Genomic DNA, 18080 nt, shown 5'->3' with positions numbered 1-18080 from the left:
CGGCCGTCACTGATAGTTTTTCAGCAGGCGGTCAGCCTGTTTCTGCGCATCGGCCAGCGCCTGGGCCGGGGTTTTGCTCTGCGTCACCGCTGCTTCAATGGCGTGATTGAGCGCGTCCTGAATCTGCACGCTGTTGTAGGTCGAGAGCTCCGGCTGAGCATATTTCAGCTGCTCACGCGCCACCAGTGCCTGAGGCACCTGCTGCACATAGGCTTTCATTGCCGCTGTGTCCCACGCTGCCGGCGAGGTGGCAACATAGCCGGTAGCGATACTCCAGCGCGCGGCCTGTTCTGGTGCGGTGACCCAGCGGATGAAGCGCATCGCCGCCTGCTGCTGCGCCGGTGAGGCGCTTTTGAACACGTACAGGTTGCCGCCACCGGTCGGGCTGCCGCGCTGGGTTTTCTCCGGCAGCATGGCGACGCCAAACGGGAAGGTCGCGTTATCGTGCACGTTGGTCAGGTTACCGGTGGTAGTGACCATCATGGCCGTTTTACCACTGATAAAGTCCTGCGGCGTGGTGCCCCAGGCAATCGCACCCTTCGGCGAGACTTCCTCTTTCTGGCCGAGGTCGGTCAGCCACTGCAGGGTTTCCACGTTGCCCGGTGTGTTGAAATACACGGCGTTGCCCTTGCCGTTATCCAGCCGTCCGCCATTGGTGGCAGCCAGCCCCTGGAAATTCCAGTAGCCATTCGGCGTGGAAGGGATCTCAATGCCCCACTGGCTGACGCCGCTGGCCTGTTTCAGCGTCAGTTTTTTGCTGAATGCCACCACCTGCTGCCAGGTGGCGGGCGGCGTATTCGGATCGAGGCCGGCTTTCTCAAAGGCCTGTTTGTTCCAGTACATCACCACGGTTGAGCGCTGAAAAGGCACGCCCCACACTTTGCCCTCAATGCGACGCAAAAAGGCCGGATAGAAGCTGTCGATCCACTGTTTGCCCTCTTCACCCGGGGCTAAATCGCTGGCGGCGACGATGGCACCGGCATCCATCAGCGACCAGGCTTCAATATCGCCCATTACCGCCAGCTGCGGTGCGTTACCGCCGCGAAACGCCGTCAGCGCTTTGGTCACGGTGGTGGCGTAATCGCCGGTGTAGACCGGCTGAATGCTGATCTCAGGGTGCTGTTTTTCAAAATCCGCCACCAGGGCTTCCACGGTGTGGCTGACTTTACCGCCGACCGCAATCGGATAGTACATCTGTAACTTCACCGGCTCAGCAGCAAACACTGACGCGGAGGCACACAGCATAACGACACAAGCCAGAGGCGAGAAACGGATCGCAGACATGATTTTCCCTTGAATAAACGACAACGGTTAAACAGCGTTTTTTTTCTCAGCGAGCAACATCGGGTGTTCAGCAGCGACACAGCGCTGGCCGCTGGTGGTGGAAAACAGGTATTGCCGGCTGGTGGACCACTGCAGGCCGACCAGGCTGTCATCCGTGAAGCGCTGCAGGCCGGGCACTTTGACGGTCAGTGATTCCGTGATGCCGGGCAACCGACAGACCAGCAGCGTATCCGCGCCCATGTATTCGTAGCTCACTACCCGCGCACTCAGCGCGGCCTGCTGCGGGGCGACCAGCTGGATATCCTCCGCGCGCAGGCCCAGACTCAGCGCCGTTTCGCCGGCATAGCTCAGCAGCGGTGTGCTGAGATGGCTGAGGTAGTGATGCGCGCCTTTGCTGTGCAGTGGCAGGATATTCATTGGCGGTGCGCCAATAAACTGCGCGGCAAAACAGCTCGCCGGCTGGTTGTAGAGCTGGTCTGGCGTGCCGTGTTGCTCAATGCGGCCATCGTTGAGCAGAATGATGTGATCGGCCATGCTCATCGCTTCGGTCTGATCGTGGGTGACGTACAACATGGTCAGCCCGAGCTGCTTTTGCAGCGCGCGGATTTCGCGCCGCATGCTCTGACGCAGTTTGGCATCCAGGTTGGATAACGGCTCATCCATCAGGCACAGCGTATTGTTGGCGATCACCGTCCTGCCCAGCGCCACGCGCTGCTGCTGCCCGCCGGAGAGCTGTGAAGGCAGGCGCGCCAGCAGCGGTTCCAGCTCAAGCAGTGCGCTGACCTGCGCCAGCCGGGCGGCAAACTGTTGCTTATCTTCACCGCGCGCCTTCAGGCCAAATAGCAGATTCTCCCGCACGCTCAGGTGAGGAAACAGCGCGTAAGACTGAAACACCATCGACAGCTTGCGCTGCGCCGGTGGCAGAAGCGTGACGTCGGTGTGATTGAAATAAATGCGGCCGCTGTCGGCCGTTTCCAGCCCGGCGAGGGTGCGCAACAGCGTCGATTTACCGCAGCCTGAAGGCCCCAGCAGTGCGACGAAACTGCCTTGCGCCACGTCGAAGCTGATATCCTGCAGCGCGATTTTATCGCCCCAGGTTTTGGTGATGTGTTGCAGCGAGAGATGGCTCATGCATCCGCAGTCCTGAAATCAGAATGGCGGTAAGCTAGCTGAGGCGGATGAAAGATTTATGGCGCTGACGTGACGGTTGGGTGATGGGCGGCGACCTGGCGCAGCATCCCCCTCACCCGGCACGCCCGCAGGCCGTGCCGGGCAAGCGTTTATGCGTTACTGCGACATGCTCAGAATGGTGCGGATGTTCTGCGCCGTGGTGGCAATGATATCGATAGCGCCGGTGCGCAGCGCGCCGAGGATCGCCATGGCTTTGGTGTTTTCAGCGGCAATGGCAATCACGCAGGGAATTTTACGCAGCTCGTCGATACTGAGGCCAATTACCCGGTCGTTCATCACCGTATCCACGTGCTGGCCCTGGGCATTAAAAAAATCATAGCCGGCCACATCACCGGTCACGCCCTGATTGACGCTGGCATCAATGATTTCATGCGGTGTGAACCAGCCGAGCTTCACCATATAGCTGTTTTCGTTCATGTCGCCGATGCCCACCAGTGCCACATCCGCTTTCCGCGCGCGGTCGAGCGTCTCTTTGATGGTGCCGTTTTGCATGAAAGCGTCGCGCAGCGCCCGGTTTTCGACGTAAGCCGGGGCGTACAGGGTTTCGCTGATGCCGCCAAACTTTTTGGCCAGCCGGCGGCTGATGTGGTCCGCGTTGATGGCATCCCCCGGACGATGGGTGCCGCCGATGCCGCTGATAAACAGGCAGTTGCGCGTCGGCACCTGACCGGGATAATCGGCGACGGCCGCCACGTTGCGCCCCTGACCCACGGCGACAATGGCGTTGTCTTTCAGCGACTGCGCGAGATGCGCCGACACCAGCGCCGCCACCTGACGCCGCTGCTCGTCGCTGTCTGGCGAATCGAGGGCAATCAGCGCGCGCTGCAGATGGGGAAAACGCGTCTGCAACTGCTGCTCCAGCCGCGTACTGAACACCGGATGGTAGCGCACATTGATCTCGACGATGCCCTCTTCACGCGCGCGTTTCAGCAGTCGCCCCACCTTGATACGGGAAATCCCAAACTTACGCGCAATCTCCTCCTGGGTGATTTCGTCCTGATAGTAGGCGACGGCAATTTCCGTCAGCAGCTCGGAGTCCTGAGAAAGCGTGTTTTTTTCCATCCGTTACCTGTCTTGTATCGTCGTGCGGAGTGCTCAGCAGGGAGTTATATCATTGATGCGACTCGCTTCGCCAGCCAGCAACGCCGCGAGTCGCCGCTGCTGTCACGCTTAACGCTGAATGGCGTCAATTTTCAGCATGCGGGCAATAACCTTATCCAGCTCTTGCTGATCGAAGATCTGTTTCCAGTCCGGCTTGATGATCTTCTCGCGGCCATACTCCATGGCGATCATGCAGGCGTCCGAGAACGGGTTGGTGGCGCGGAAAGCCACCGCCAGCGCAATCTGAATATGGCCGTACAGCATGGCCTTCGCTGCCTCTTCCGGGACGCCGCTGTGTTTCACCGTTTCATCCAGCGCCTCTTTCATGAAGGCACCGACCATGCAGGCGACGGTTTCGACCAGCGTCGGTTCCAGATACGCCAGCTGCGTCACCGTGACCCAGTGCACCTGATCAACCGGGCCGTACATCACGCTAATCACCTTACTCAGCTCTGCCTTCTGTTCAGCGCTGCCGCTTTCCCAGGCTGCCGCGACGTGCTGGACGGCAGCAACGCCACCAAACGCATCGGCGTGCTCCTCTTTGGTGTAGCGGGCAAGAAATACCGACGGATGGCACGGGTGCGCGACCGCGTATTCAATGCCGTCACGCTGGGCGATCAGGTTGGCGTAGGCCGCGGCCGGATCGAGCGTCAGCAGCACCGCACCGCTTTGCATCTGTGGCACCACGCTTTGCGAGACTTTGCCCAGTACGATATCCGGCACGGCGAGGATCACCACGTCACTCAGCGGCACCACCGACGCGGCATCCGACAGCTCGCGTCCCTGTGCAATCACCTGCTGCTGCGCCTGCGGTGAATTCTCGCAGTAAAACACCTGATAAGCGCTGTGCTGCAAATTAGCGGAAATACGCATGCCCATTTTGCCGCCTGCGCCGATCACGGTGATGGTTTTCAATGCCTTGCTCATGTTAACGACTCCTGATCTTGTTTACTGCGTAGGAATTCAACGGCGCGGCGGGTCCATTCGGCTTCCCGCGCGCAGGTCTGCGCGGCATCGTCCTGCCACGGCAACCAGTGTTCGATGATTTGGTTGATGTCGCGATCGGCTGGCCGCACGCTGGCGATCAGCCGGTCATAATCCAGCTTCCCTTCGCCCATCGGACAGCCGGCCAGGGTAAAACCGACCCAGCCGGCACGGCGGGTAAAGGCGAAATCTTTGATGTGCAGATTGCCGACGCGCGCAGCGGTATTGGCGATCACCTGCTCCTGCAGTTCCAGTCCGGCGACGCAGTTGGCCGGATCGAGACAGACGCACAGCCACGGCGAGAGAAAGCGGTTGATCACCGACATCATCGCCGCGCTGCTGACCTGCTCGTAGGTCTCCAGGCACAGCCGCACCTGCTGACGGGCAAAATCCGGCAGCACGGCTGCAATCAGATTGGCCGCTTCATCCAGCGATGGCCGGTGATCGGCGGTGTTGAACATTGAGCGCACCACGCGCGCATCGAGAATGGCGGCGATGTGCAGATAGCGGCGCAGGTGCGCGCTGCCGAGACCGCGCGTGCCGAGCTCCAGCGTAATGCCGAGCGCGTCCGCCTGCTGACGCAGCGCCAGCAGCTGTTCATCTGACCACTGCTCAATCGCCGGGTAGTCGCAGATCTGAAATACTGACACGTCGAGATCGGCGGTGTGCTGCAGCATCTGCGCCAGCGTGAGCGGCTGTGGCACCTGGGGCGACATGCGCCAGAAAAACGCATAGGTACTGAGTCCAATGCGGCTCATGACGGCAGCTCCCCGGCCAGCTCACTGGCTTCCTGCACGATTTGCGCCAGCGCCTGCGGATCGTGGGCAAAGCGGCCGAGGAACAGGCCGTTGACGTCGCCGCCGAGGCGCTGAATCAGACCCGGCCCGGCGCTGCCGCCGTAAATCACCCGCAGCGTGATGCCGTCGGGCGTCGTCAGCTGCTGTAGCCCGCTGCACACCGCGCGGATATAGCTGTCCGGCGCCGGCTGCGGCGCACCAATTGCCCACTGCGGTTCGTAAGCAAACAACACCTCACCGCTGAGCGCCTGTTGCGCGGCCTCCGCCAGCGCCTCCTGCAGCTGCTGCTGACACAGCGCAATCGCCTGCTCAGGCGTGCCCTGCTGCGGTTCACCGATGCACAGCACCGGGGTCAGGCGATAACGCAGCGCCATCGCCACTTTGGCGGCAATCTGCGTTTTATCTTCATGAAAATGGCGACGGCGTTCAGCGTGACCGATCTCCGCCAGTGAGCACCCCAGCTCCTGCAGCATGCTGGCGCTGACCTCTCCGGTCCAGGCGCCGTTTTCCGCCTGACACACGTCCTGCGCGCCGACGCGCACCGGCGTGCCGGCAAAGATCTCCGTTACCGCCGGGATGGCCGGATAAGCGGGCAGCACAAACAGCCCGACATCACCGCGCTGCACCGCCGGATGCTGCGCCAGCGTCGCAACCTCGCGACACCACGCCAGCGTTTGCTGATAGCCGAAATACATTTTCAGGCTGACGCCAAGCCAGATTTTAGGCTGAGCCATAATTACGCTCCCTGTTCAGATGCACTGTGTTCTTTTAACAGATTGCCAACGGTGTTGACGATCATCGCCAGTGAAACCGCACCGGCGTCCGGCGTGCCAACGCTTTTTTCTGCCAGCGGCCGCGCACGCCCCACTTTCGGTACCAGCTGTGCGGTGGCCTGCGCGGCCTGCTCCGCCACCGCTGCCGCACGTAACCAGGCTTCGGTGAGTGATGCGCCCTGCGCCACCGCAGCGCTCAGCGTGTCGCTAAACGGAACCAGCACGTCAACCATGGTTTTATCACCGACGCGCGCTTTGCCGAAGTGCATAATGCCCTCTTTTGCATCCCGGACGCCGGCAGCGACGCGTGGTGCATCCGCTGCCGCGCTGTCGCCCAGCGCGGTGCCGAGCGCGGTCAGTGCCACGCCCCACAGGGCTCCGGACGTGCCGCCCGCTTTATCCGCCCAGGCATCGGCGGCGCGACACAGCAGACTGCCAGCGCCGGCGCCACGCGCGGCCACCTCACGCGCCTTTTCCACCGCGCCGAGTACGCCGCGCTCCATACCAATGCCGTGATCGCCGTCGCCCGCTACCGCATCAATGTCGCCCAGCTGGCCGGCATGACGCTGAATCATCACCGCCACCGCTTCCAGCAGTTCAAGAACGCGCCGGGCGCTGTGTTGTGATGCAGTGCTGGCCTGCGGTAACGTCTCTTCACTGATCTCTTCGCACTCGGCGGCGCTGAGCGGCTCGGCAATCAGGACGCTGCCTTTGCGGTAGGCCGGCGTATTGGCCGGCGCGCCCCACAGCGTTTCCAGCTCATCATCGAGCCACATCAGCGTCAGCGAGACGCCCGCCATGTTAAAACTGGTGACGAATTCGCCGACATCCGGCTCCACTACCTGCAACTGCGCCGCCGACAGCAGCTGGGCGATGCGGCGATACACCACAAACAGCTCTTCATACTTGACTGAACCGAGACCGTTGAGGATTACCGCCACGCGCTGTCCCGCCACCTGCGCCACATCCGCTGGCCGCTCACTCAGCAGCCGGTCGATAAAGATTTCTGCCAGCTCGTCGGCACGCGGCACCGCCGTTTCGCTGATGCCCGGCTCACCGTGGATGCCCAGCCCGAGCGCCATGCGCCCTTTCTCTACCTCAAACAGTGGATGCGCAGCGCCCGGCAGCGTGCAGCCGGAAAATGCCACGCCGAAGGTGCGGGTGCGATCGTTGGCGTGCTGCGCTTTTTTCAGCACCGTAGCCAGATCGTCTCCCGCTTCTGCCGCGGCCGCAGCCACTTTAAACACACACAGATCGCCGGCTACGCCGCGTCGCTTCATACGCTCATCGTGGCTGGCGCTGGACACATCATCCGTTACCGCCAGCACCTCACAGGCAATACCTTCAGCGCGCAGCCGCTCGCACGCCTGACCAAAATGCAGCACGTCACCGGCATAGTTTCCAAACAGCAACAGCACACCCGCGCCGTTATGCGCCGCGCGCGCGACGTTATAGATTTGCTGCGCCGACGGCGAAGCGAACAGATTGCCCATTGCCGCCCCGTGCGCCAGGCCCTGGCCGACCAATCCGGCAAAGGCGGGATAGTGACCGGAACCGCCACCGACAATCACCGCCACGGTATCCGGCTGGCTGCGCGTGCTGCGCACCACACCACCGCTCACCTGGCGTACTTTATCGGCGTTGGCGGCCACAAAGCCTTCGATCAGTTCCGCGGCAAACGCGGATGGCTGGTTAAACAGGTACGTCATGTTATTGCTCCTGTACAAATGAGGCTGGCAGAGGCTGCGCGCGACGGCGATTGAGGAACAGCATCAATACAGCGGAGAGCAGCATAAAACCGCCGACCACGAACATCGGTAACACATAACTGTGAGTGGCATCATGCAGTGCGCCGGTGATGTAACCGGCGGAAAAACCCGCCACGTTGCCCAGGGTGTTAATCAGCGCAATCGCCGCCGCTGCCGATGCGCCGGTCAGGAACTGCGTTGGCAGCGTCCAGAAATTGGGCAATGCGGCGAAGATGGCACTGGCCGTTACGGCGATCACCATGATGGTGGTAAACGGTGAATCCATGTAGAGCGCCAGCGGTACGCTGACGCCGCCCGCGACCGCAGGAATCGCGATGTGCCAGGTTTTACAGCCGCGCCGCGCGGCATCCCGCGACCAGAAAAACATCACGACGGCGGCGATCAGGTACGGCACGCCGGTGATCAGCCCTTTCTGCATCACGTTGAAGGTGGTGCCAAACTGCTGCTGGAAGCCGGCGATAATGGTCGGCAGGAAGAACGCCAGCGCGTACAGGCCGTAAATAAAGCCGAAGTAGATCAGGCACAGCATCCACACGCGGCTGTTGCCCATCACCGAACGCACGCTGTGCGGGTGCTGGCCCTGCTTGTGCTGATGTTCCGCCTCCAGTTCGGCTATCAGCCAGTTTTTCTCGTCGTCATTCAGCCACTTCGCCTGACGCGGCGAGTCCACCAGCCAGAACAGCGCCACAATCCCGATGAGGATTGCTGGCAGCGATACGCCCATAAACATTACGCGCCAGCCCTCCAGGCCAAACAGCCCGTGCTGCTCAATCAGCGAGGCAGCCAGCGGTGCGCCAAATACCACCGTCAGCGGTTGTGCCAGGTAGAACAGCGAGAGAATTTTGCTGCGGTGGCGCGCCGGCACCCACAGGCTGAGATAAAGGATGGCGCCCGGGAAGAAACCGGCCTCGGCAATCCCCAGCAGCAGGCGCAGCGTGTACAGCCCTTCGACACTGCTGACCCAGGTAAACAGCAGCGAGACGATGCCCCAGCTGATCATGATGCGCGCCAGCCAGCGCCGCGCGCCGAACTTATGCAGCGCCAGGTTGCTGGGCACTTCCAGCAGGATGTAACCAATAAAGAAGATGCCGGAGGCGAGACCAAACTGCAGCGCACTGAGGCCGAGGTCCTGCGTCATGCCGTTTGGGCCGGCAAAGGAAATGGCGGTGCGATCGAGGAAATTGATAAAGAACATCAGCGCCACAAACGGTACCAGGCGCCAGGAGATTTTGCGGATTGCGGTCTGCTCAACCGCGCTGACAGCAGAGTGATTCATAACGCACCTCCGAAACGTGCGCAGTGAGACGGTGTTGGCCAGGCGCAAAACCGGCGCTGGCGACAGACAAAATGCGAGGTAAGAAGCAAATGACACATGTTCGAGTCCTCAATGGGTCTTCTTGTACATGGATAGGGTCATGCGAACAAATGAACACTACACGGATATTTGCTCACTCCTCAAGCGCAGTTGGCGAAAGTGTGACAGTGCGCATGAGATTTGATTTCAGCGACATTTTCAGGATTTTTCGCAGCAGAGCGGCGCTGCGCGATCGTTACATCAGGGGTGCGCGAGATTTTGCGTGGCCGATCGCTAAATCATATGAACACGTATTGAACATATGTTTGATTTTGTGGCAGGCTGTCAGTGAACATCTAATCGCCTGACGAACATATGTGCAGGTGTCAGACCCTGTATCACTGGAGAGACGTGATGAAAACTATCGCTATTGGTGCCGATGATGCGGCTATCGATTTGAAAAACATCATTAAAAAGCTGCTGGAAGAGCAGGATTATCAGGTAACTGATTACAGTAACGACGCGCAAAATGACCGCCCGATGTATCCGGACGTGGCGTTTGCGCTCGCTACGGCGGTGCAGCAAAAGCAGTTTGAGCGCGGCATTTTGCTGTGTGGCACCGGCATTGGCGTCGCGATTGTTGCCAATAAAGTGGAAGGCGTGCGCGCCGCGCAGTGCCATGACACCTTCTCCGCCGAGCGCGCGCGCAAAAGTAACAATGCGCAGATCATGACCATGGGCTCACGCGTAATTGGGCCGGAGCTGGCGAAAAACATCGTTAACGCCTGGCTGGCATCCGAGTTTGAAGGTGGCGGTTCGACCGCCAAAGTGGAGAAGATCGGTTACTACGAACAGGTGTCACACGCGAAATAATGGTTATCGGGCGCTGAGTTGCAGAGCCGGCAGCGCCTGAGTGGGTGATATCGCCAGCGGCACGCTGACACGACTGGCCACTTTGGTGCATGCCAGCCGTGTCATACCCGGTGTTTTAACTGCCGCTTAGCGTACCGCTCAGCACCGCAGGCGCATTCTGCTGCACCAGAAAGGCGACCAGCAGGGCGTCGCGTTCACCGTGGATAGCCGGCAAGGCAGCGCTATCGCTCACCGCATCGCCCTTTTGCAGTCGCACATCCCCGGTGCGTGCAATGCCCTCCAGCACCGTGACCCAGCTGGCATAACCCGGCAAATGCGGCACCTCGATCTGTGCGCCACGATCCAGCCTGACGTCATAGATGTAAACGGCCTGACGCAGCGTCAGCGGCGCCTCACTGTGCTGCGGACCGGCCAGCAGCGTCCACTGGTTAAGTGCCGCCCCTTCTGCCCGGTACACACTCTGCACCTGCCCTTCACCGCCGCCGGATGCCGGTCGGATGTACGCCTGCAGCATTTCGCTTTCAATCAGCGGTGCTGACTCTTCATGACGTACCCCACTGCCCGCATTCACCAGCAGTGCGCGTTTGCCGTTGAGAGCGAGAGTCTCTCCCTCCTCGCATCGGTACTGCACCGAGCCGCGCCAGACATAGCTGAAAATCTCATCATCCTGATGGCGGCGCATCGGTACCACCGCGCCGGGCTTCAGCGTCATCTGGTCGACAATCGCCAGCGCGCCCAGTGGTTCTCCCGGCCGCTGCCGGCGAATGGTAAAGGGACCGTATTCAAACAGCTGGTCACGCTGCGCTTTAATCACGTTCATCAGTGGCTTCCTCAAAAATCAGGTTCTGATGACCATCATAAAGGCTGCAAAATTGCGTAACAGTAGGGCTTTTTGTTGGCTTAAATCAGTGGTTTTGAATGACCTTCGTCCGCGCCTTTAGCCTGCTGCAGTACGAAGCTGAGCGCCAGGTGCGAGCTGGTAAGTGGCCGCTGTGGCGCAGGAAAACGCGACGCGGCCCCGGCCATCGACACCTGCGCTAACGCCACCTGAACCGCGCCCTGCTGCTGTCCCTGAGCGACGGCATCGGCGATCAGCGTGTAATAGTCGTCCAGCCGGCCAGCTTTGAATGCGGCCCAGGCATCCGGGATAAGCCTGACTTGCGGACGCTGGTCAGGTGCCAGACTCTCCGGGCAAAACAGCTGGCGCGTACTGTGCAGCGTAGACTCCGCGGCACACAGCACCAGCGCGGGTGTGCCACGGCGATGCACTTCGTCCGCCAGCATACGGTCAGTGCGATAAACCGCACAGCGCTGTTGTGGATCGCGCAGGCTGTCCGCGGCGGCACCTAAGGTAGAGCAGGTAATCAGTATCGCGTCGAACCACGGCGTCAGGCTGAGTAACAGCTGCTCCAGACGCTGCTGCTGGGCCAGCGTCATGCCACCGCTGAGTTCTGCTTCTGCCAGTAGATGTGGCATCACCAGATGGCTGATTTGCTGAGGCGGAATGCCGAGCGACTGCGCGGCGTCATCAAAAATAGCAATATTACTGGCGGCGGTATGCAGGCAGGCAATGGTCACAACGATTCCTTATCGCTTCAGGTTCAGTAGGTTGCACTATAGCCGCAATCGGTGACGGAATGCAGCTTTACCGCTGCCTGGCAGGTTTCGCCGGATGCGGTGCGAGGCCGTTTCAACGCCTCACACCGTGCAACCTTCCTTCAGCCAGTCAGCGTGAAGTGCGATCTCAGAACCACACTTCTGCCTGTACGCCAAAGTTCCAGCTACCGCCAGCGGTAAAGCCCGCGCTGCCGAAATCATCGTTCAGCGCATAGTTGTCCAGCGCTTTAGACCAGTTCATCCAGGTCGCGAACAGGCGAATCTCCGGCCGCACCAGCATGTCGTTGATGTTGCCGACTTTAAACGTTGGCGCAAAGGTCAGCTTATATACATCGCCCTTCACCGCGTTGTACGTCGCGATGCTGCCGCCATCCTGATAGCTGCGGCCATTGGGTTTGAGGTCCATATACAGCCACGACGCTTCATATTGCAGCGCAAAGTTCTCCGTAATCGCCTGGGATGCGCGCAGGTTGATGGTTGCCCAGTCATAGCGATCGCCTTTGCGGTAGCGATCCTCGCTGTGCTGCGCCAGCAGCGATGGGGCCACCGACCAGCGATCGCTCAGTGGCATCACGCCAAAGGTGGCCAGTCGCAGCGCGCTGGCGTTGCGCGTTAAGTCGCCGTCGCCACCGATCTGCCGGGTTTCTGCGCCCAGCCCTTTCCCCCACTGAATGGCGTGAGTGCTGCTGCCCGGTGCCAGTCCGTAGAAGCGGTTTTTATCGTGCCAGGCCAGCATGGTAAATACGCCATGCTTTGCCGTATCGTCACTGCGCAGCGCATAGCTGCCGGTGGTCGATGCGCGCCCTTTCAGCTCGTCGTTGCCGTTTGCGCTCATGCCGGTCAGCATCCACTGCCAGTTACCGTAAAACTGGTTCGAGGTCAGCAGCAGGTTTTGCACATTGTTATCGTCGTAGCGACTGCTGCCCAGGTCGCCAAAACTGCGGCCATAAATGGAGAAATCGCTGCGCCATTGCTCGTTCCATTGCAGGTTGCTGATGCCGCCGCCGGTGCCGCCAAGAAAGACGATATCGGTATCGGTGAAGTGCAGATCAAAATTGTCGCCGTCAAAGCGTTTGCCCGCCCACAGCGAGGCATGTTGCGCGGCGCCCCCAAAGCTGGGCAGATCCCCCATTTCGACATATACCTGGCGGATATTCAGGTTGTTGTCATTATTCTGCACCCACGGGTCCGGACTGGATGAGCCATCTGCCAGCAGCGCTTTGAAATTGGCCCACGAACCATTACTGAACCGGGTTTGATTATGAAAGCCCAGCTCGATGTAGTGATCTTTTTCATTACCTAACCGGCCAATATGCGCATCGCCGCCGATCGAACTGGCAGGCGAAATAGCAGGTCCGGCACGTCCGCCGCGCCCTTTATCATTAACCAGCAGGCCGGAACGGGCGTAGCCGGAAAAGCGGAACGTGTTGGTTGTTCCGGCGCTCGCCTCCTTTTGCTGCTGCTCATCGCGCGCGATTTTCTCTTCCAGCTGGGCCAGACGCTGCTCCAGCGTTAATGACTGTGCCGCTGCACTGCCACCCACCATCATCCCCGCGATAGCCAGCGCCAGGCGCGCGGTTTTAGCCTTATGCATCACCATATTTATCTCTCTTATTATGTCCATTCATTAATTACAACGGGATTGCCTTTGACGCAGCGAGAGCATAAATAAGCGGATTGTGGTTCTTTTTGATCAATATCATTAAATTAAAAAGTGATATTTTACATGAAGTTATAAAATGATTGATTAATTCGAGGTCTGTTTTTACTTAAATGGAAAAATCCCTTGCGACCTGTCTTAAAAGACAGGTGAATTAATTTTTCTTTTCCGATCCCATTCGCAGAATGGCGCTTTTTCCGGCACGGAAAATCTGCTTAGCCAGCAGCAGAAATAAAAAGCAAATTTGCGAGCTGTGCCGCATCGCTTAATGCGGCAACCAGATGAGACGGCGCAATTATTCGGGCAAGCCTGCGCCTCGCTGCTACGCTTAGTGGTTGGATTATCCTTACAAAAGCTGGAGATATTATGAGCAATGACGATCGCAAGCCGACCACCACGGATGCTGGCATTCCGGTAGCCAGCGACGAACATTCTTTGTCCGTCGGTCCAGACGGCCCGCTGATGCTGCACGATCACTACCTGATTGAGCAGATGGCTAACTTCAACCGCGAACGTATTCCAGAGCGTCAGCCGCACGCCAAAGGCAGCGGTGCATTTGGCTATTTTCAGGTGACAGAAGATGTCAGCCGTTACACCAAAGCAGCGGTATTTCAGCCCGGCACCAAAACCGATGTGGTGATGCGCTTCTCCACCGTGGCCGGCGAGCGTGGCAGCCCGGACACCTGGCGCGATCCGCGCGGCTTCGCGATCAAGTTTTACACCAGCGAAGGCAACTACGACATGGTGGGCAATAACACGCCGGTGTTCTTTATCCGTGACCCGATGAAGTTCCAGCACTTTATCCGCTCGCAGAAGCGCCGTGCCGACAACAATCTGCGTGATAACGATATGCAGTGGGATTTCTGGACGCTGTCGCCAGAGTCGGCGCACCAGGTGACCTGGCTGATGGGCGACCGCGGCATTCCGAAAAGCTGGCGCCACATGAACGGTTACTCCAGTCACACCTATATGTGGGTTAACGCCGCCGGGGAAAAATTCTGGGTTAAATACCACTTCAAAACCGATCAGGGCGTGGAGTTCCTGACGCAGGATAACGCCGATCTACTGGCCGGTCAGGACGGTGATTACCACACGCGCGATCTGTTCACCGCCATCAAAAATGGTGATTTCCCCAGCTGGACGCTGTACATGCAGATCATGCCGTTTGCCGAGGCGGAAACCTACCGCTTCAACCCGTTTGATCTGACCAAGGTCTGGCCACACAGCGATTATCCGCTGATTAAAGTCGGCAAACTGATGCTGAACCGCAACCCGACCGACAACCACGCGCAGATTGAACAGGCGGCGTTTGAACCAAACAACCTGGTGCCCGGCATCGGCCTGAGCCCGGATAAGATGCTGATTGGCCGGGTGTTTGCCTATGCCGATGCTCACCGCGCCCGTCTTGGCGTTAACTACAAGCAGATTCCGGTCAACGCCCCGCAGGCACCGGTGCACAGCTACAGCAAGGATGGCGCGATGCGCATCAACCCGGTCAGCGATCCGGTTTATGCGCCGAACTCGAAAGGCGGTCCGGCGGCGGACGGCGAGCGCTACCCGACGGATTCCACCTGGGAAGCGCACGGCAACATGGTGCGCGCACCCTACACGCTGCGTCAGGATGATGATGACTTTGGCCAGGCCAATACGCTGGTCAATAAAGTGCTGGATGAGGCGGCACGTGATCGTCTGGTGAATAACGTCAGCGGTCATCTGCTCAACGGCGTGGAGGAGCCGGTGCTGTCGCGCGCGTTTGAGTACTGGCGCAACATCGACCAGACGATTGGCGATCGCATTGCCCAGCGGGTACAAACCGAGCGCGCCAAGCGTTAATGCGCTGATTTATAAATATAAAAAAGGCGCCCGCGGGCGCCTTTTTTGCATCGACAGGATTATTTCAGACGGAACGCCACCACGCTGTCGCCGGCTTTGGTGCCGAGCGAACCGTGACCGCCTGCGGCAATCACCACGTACTGCTTACCGTCGCTGCCCATGTAAGTGGATGGTGTCGCCTGCGCGCCGGCGCTAAGCTCCTGCTGCCACAGCAGTTCGCCGGTGGTGCTGTCATAGGCGCGAATGAAGTTATCTGCGGTCGCACCGTGGAACACCAGATCGCCGGCCGTCAGCAGTGGCCCGCCGTGCGCCACCATGCCCATCGGGAAGCCAATCGGGAAGCGGCCCGGCAGGAAGCTGGTTTTCAGGTTTTTCGTGGTGCCAACGCGACGCAGCCATTCGGTTTTGCCGGTTTTCAAATCCACGCCGACCATGCGGCCCCACGGCGGTGCAATGCAGGGAATGCCGAGATCGGAGGCCAGCTGCTGGATGTGGATGGCGTAATCACCGTGGAAGTTTTCGTTCCAGTAAGGCTGGCCATCTTTGGTGAACAGGCGCTCCGTCGCCGTGGCGGGCGTACGCTTGATCAGGTTGTATTTGTAGGCGAGGCGCACCGGTGCGGCAATCAGCATCTGACGTTGCGGATCAACCGCCACCGATCCCCAGTTAAACACCCCGATATTGCCCGGGAACACCAGCGAGCCGCCTTCTGTGGCTGGCGTCCACGGATTGCCGTCATAGCGCAGGCTACGGAAATCCATACGGCAGGCCATTTGATCAAACGGTGTGATGCCCCACATTGACTTCTCAGTCAGCGGCTGCGGAATAAAGTTCAGACTGGATACCGGCTGGGTGGCGGCGAATTTCTCGCCCGGCACGCCGCCTTCCGTCGAAACCTTCACGTCGTTAACCGGATAAACCGGCTGGCCGGTCAGGCGATTGAGCACAAACAGGTTGCCGGTTTTGGTCGGCAGGATCACCACCGGCTGTTTCTGGCCCTGATAATCCATATCGACCAGCGACGGCTGTGACGGGTTATCGCGGTCCCACAGATCGTGATGGGAGCTCTGATAGCGCCATTTGAATGCACCGGTCTGCAGATCGAGCGCCACTAACGCATCACGGAATTTCTCTGTATTGCTATTGGCATCGCGCTCGATGCCCAGTTCATCCGGCGAGGCGTTGCCAAACGGCACATACACCAGGCCGTTTTTCAGGTCAGCGCTCAGCGTACCCCAGGCCACCGGCGTATCCTGCGGATAGGCCTGGCCAGCAGCAATCGGCGCGGTATTTTGCGGATTAGCCGGATCAAAGTTCCACACCAGACGACCACTTTGCACATCATAGGCGCGAATTACGCCAGAGGGGTTACCGCTGTTGAAGCCGTTATCCATAACCGAGCCGCCGACAATCACCAGATTGCCCGCGACCAGCGGCGCGGCGGTCTGCATCAACGCGTGTGGACGAACCTCACCCATATTGGCATGCAGATCCACCACTCCGTTGTTGCCAAAATCGGCGCACGGTTTGCCGCTGTCGGCATCCAGCGCAATCAGCCGGGCGTCAGTGGTGGCGTTAAAGATGCGCTTGCGGCACATCGCCGGCGTCGCCGCCGTGTCCTGTGCGGCAGCCGGTGCGCCCGCGTAATAGCTGACGCCACGGCAGGTCTGATGCTGCTGCAGATAAGAACGATCTTTCGCCGGCGTGTATTTCCACTTCACCGCACCACTCTGCGGATCGAGCGCGTGGACCTCATTGTGCGGCGTACAGAAATAGAGCATGCCGTTGGCTTTCAGCGGCGTGGCTTCGAAGGTGTATTCGGTGGCATCGTTATCCTGACGCAGATCGCCGGTGTGATAGGTCCAGGCCACTTCGAGATTGCGCACGTTCTCTTTGGTGATCTGATTCAGGGCGGAGAAACGCAGGCCGTCGGCGGTGCCGCCGTAGGCGGTCCAGTCAGCGCTCGCGCCCTGCTCGCTGTTTTGTTCACGCGCATTGGTGATGGTGCCGGCCTGCGGCAGCGGATCGTAAAAGCACAATCCAATCACCAGTACAATCATGATGGCCACCGTGCTGCCGAGCAGGCCGTGGAAGCGACGCTGTCCCTGATACAGCGGTTTGACCACCCACGGCATCGCCAGCCACAGGCCGATCACGCCAAACAGATCGCCGCGCGGGATCCACTGCCACTTGTCGAAGCCGACTTCCCAGATCATCCATGCCAGCGTGATCCACATCAGCACCGCATACAGGCTCAGCGCGCTGCGCTGATTGCGGAACAGTAAAATGGCGGTGATCAGTAATCCCACCGCCATCAATGCGTAAAATGCGCTGCCGCCCATCATCAGCAGCTTGCCGCCCATATAGAGCAGCGCAACACCCAGAATCGCCAGCACGAGACTGGACAGTTTGTTTATCATGCGAATCCCTCAACGCTCATCATTATTAACCACCCCAAACTAAAGACACATAAACTCAACAAAATCTTAACTTACGTAACCGTCAGTTAAAAATCTGCCTGGCGGCGTGTCGTTAGTGCCGCTTATCAATGTAGCTCTGCTCCTTCATGCTGCGCCCCGCTTCGCTCGTAGTGTGAGTGAAATCACGTTTCAATTTTGTTGGAGGAAATTAATCAATCATCAGGAAAATCCGCATTTTTTGATAACGCAGCGTGCGATATGACTAAGGGCGCGACAGGCGTGCTGCCGGGCAGCCTGCAATTTGTCGGCGCATGTATTTCTGGTGAAATTATTTAATTGATTAGTGGCGTACAAATGCGATTTGTCCTGGTCATGTCAGAACCTGATGCTAAAAAAGCAGGCAACGCTGCGCTTTGCCCTAAAAATAGCGTCTTTCCGGCACGGTGACATTGATAAATGAAATAGCGTATTTATTATTTTGAGA

General features: G+C 59.2%; 14 protein-coding genes. 2 read left to right on the top strand and 12 right to left on the bottom strand.

The window, feature by feature from the left end; genetic code table 11:
- Positions 1–6: 6 nt before the first annotated feature.
- The 8 genes from OXR61_RS01265 to OXR61_RS01230 all read right to left on the bottom strand — a co-directional run bounded on the left by OXR61_RS01265 (position 7) and on the right by OXR61_RS01230 (position 9175).
- Complete coding sequence (locus OXR61_RS01265; protein ID WP_031279080.1) at positions 7–1284, bottom strand: ABC transporter substrate-binding protein; 1278 nt, start codon at positions 1282–1284, stop codon at positions 7–9.
- Between the two features lie 27 nt (positions 1285–1311).
- A complete protein-coding gene (locus OXR61_RS01260; RefSeq protein ID WP_021506008.1) occupies positions 1312–2415 on the bottom strand; it encodes an ABC transporter ATP-binding protein in 1104 nt (367 codons plus the stop codon).
- Positions 2416–2571: 156 nt separating this feature from the next.
- Positions 2572–3537, bottom strand: coding sequence for a sugar-binding transcriptional regulator (locus tag OXR61_RS01255; protein WP_021506007.1), 966 nt, complete (start codon positions 3535–3537; stop codon positions 2572–2574).
- Positions 3538–3645: 108 nt separating this feature from the next.
- Positions 3646–4503, bottom strand: coding sequence for a phosphogluconate dehydrogenase C-terminal domain-containing protein (locus tag OXR61_RS01250; RefSeq protein WP_021506006.1), 858 nt, complete (start codon positions 4501–4503; stop codon positions 3646–3648).
- Positions 4500–5318, bottom strand: coding sequence for a TIM barrel protein (locus OXR61_RS01245; protein ID WP_021506005.1), 819 nt, complete (start codon positions 5316–5318; stop codon positions 4500–4502). The genes OXR61_RS01250 and OXR61_RS01245 overlap by 4 nt, the downstream gene beginning before the upstream one ends.
- Complete coding sequence (locus tag OXR61_RS01240) at positions 5315–6091, bottom strand: triose-phosphate isomerase family protein (RefSeq protein WP_021506004.1); 777 nt, start codon at positions 6089–6091, stop codon at positions 5315–5317. The genes OXR61_RS01245 and OXR61_RS01240 overlap by 4 nt, the downstream gene beginning before the upstream one ends.
- 2 nt (positions 6092–6093) lie before the next feature.
- Positions 6094–7839 carry a dihydroxyacetone kinase family protein gene (locus OXR61_RS01235; protein WP_021506003.1) on the bottom strand — a complete coding sequence of 582 codons (1746 nt, stop codon included), beginning with the start codon at positions 7837–7839 and terminating at the stop codon, positions 6094–6096.
- Between the two features lies 1 nt (position 7840).
- Complete coding sequence (locus OXR61_RS01230; protein ID WP_021506002.1) at positions 7841–9175, bottom strand: MFS transporter; 1335 nt, start codon at positions 9173–9175, stop codon at positions 7841–7843.
- Between the two features lie 432 nt (positions 9176–9607).
- Here OXR61_RS01230 and OXR61_RS01225 point away from each other — a divergent pair, with 432 nt between their 5' ends.
- On the top strand, positions 9608–10066 hold the full coding sequence (locus tag OXR61_RS01225; RefSeq protein ID WP_021506001.1) for an RpiB/LacA/LacB family sugar-phosphate isomerase: 459 nt from the start codon (positions 9608–9610) through the stop codon (positions 10064–10066).
- 115 nt (positions 10067–10181) lie between these two features.
- Here OXR61_RS01225 and OXR61_RS01220 read toward each other — a convergent pair whose 3' ends face one another.
- The 3 genes from OXR61_RS01220 to OXR61_RS01210 all read right to left on the bottom strand — a co-directional run bounded on the left by OXR61_RS01220 (position 10182) and on the right by OXR61_RS01210 (position 13277).
- On the bottom strand, positions 10182–10886 hold the full coding sequence (locus OXR61_RS01220; RefSeq protein WP_021506000.1) for a pirin family protein: 705 nt from the start codon (positions 10884–10886) through the stop codon (positions 10182–10184).
- A gap of 80 nt (positions 10887–10966) precedes the next feature.
- Positions 10967–11644, bottom strand: a complete 678-nt coding sequence (locus OXR61_RS01215; protein WP_021505999.1) for a hypothetical protein — start codon at positions 11642–11644, stop codon at positions 10967–10969.
- 166 nt (positions 11645–11810) lie between these two features.
- Complete coding sequence (locus OXR61_RS01210) at positions 11811–13277, bottom strand: carbohydrate porin (protein WP_081035964.1); 1467 nt, start codon at positions 13275–13277, stop codon at positions 11811–11813.
- A 432-nt stretch (positions 13278–13709) separates the two neighbouring features.
- Between OXR61_RS01210 and OXR61_RS01205 the strand changes: the two genes are divergently transcribed.
- Positions 13710–15176 carry a catalase gene (locus OXR61_RS01205; protein WP_021505996.1) on the top strand — a complete coding sequence of 489 codons (1467 nt, stop codon included), beginning with the start codon at positions 13710–13712 and terminating at the stop codon, positions 15174–15176.
- Positions 15177–15235: 59 nt separating this feature from the next.
- On the opposite strand, the gene OXR61_RS01200 is transcribed toward OXR61_RS01205, so the two are convergent.
- Complete coding sequence (locus OXR61_RS01200) at positions 15236–17596, bottom strand: membrane-bound PQQ-dependent dehydrogenase, glucose/quinate/shikimate family (RefSeq protein ID WP_021505995.1); 2361 nt, start codon at positions 17594–17596, stop codon at positions 15236–15238.
- Between the last annotated feature and the right edge of the window lie 484 nt (positions 17597–18080).

The sequence above is a fragment of the Pantoea sp. GM_Pan_4 genome (assembly GCF_026541005.1).
Taxonomy (GTDB): Bacteria; Pseudomonadota; Gammaproteobacteria; order Enterobacterales; family Enterobacteriaceae; genus Pantoea; species Pantoea dispersa.
This window is presented reverse-complemented; position numbering and strand designations above follow the sequence as displayed.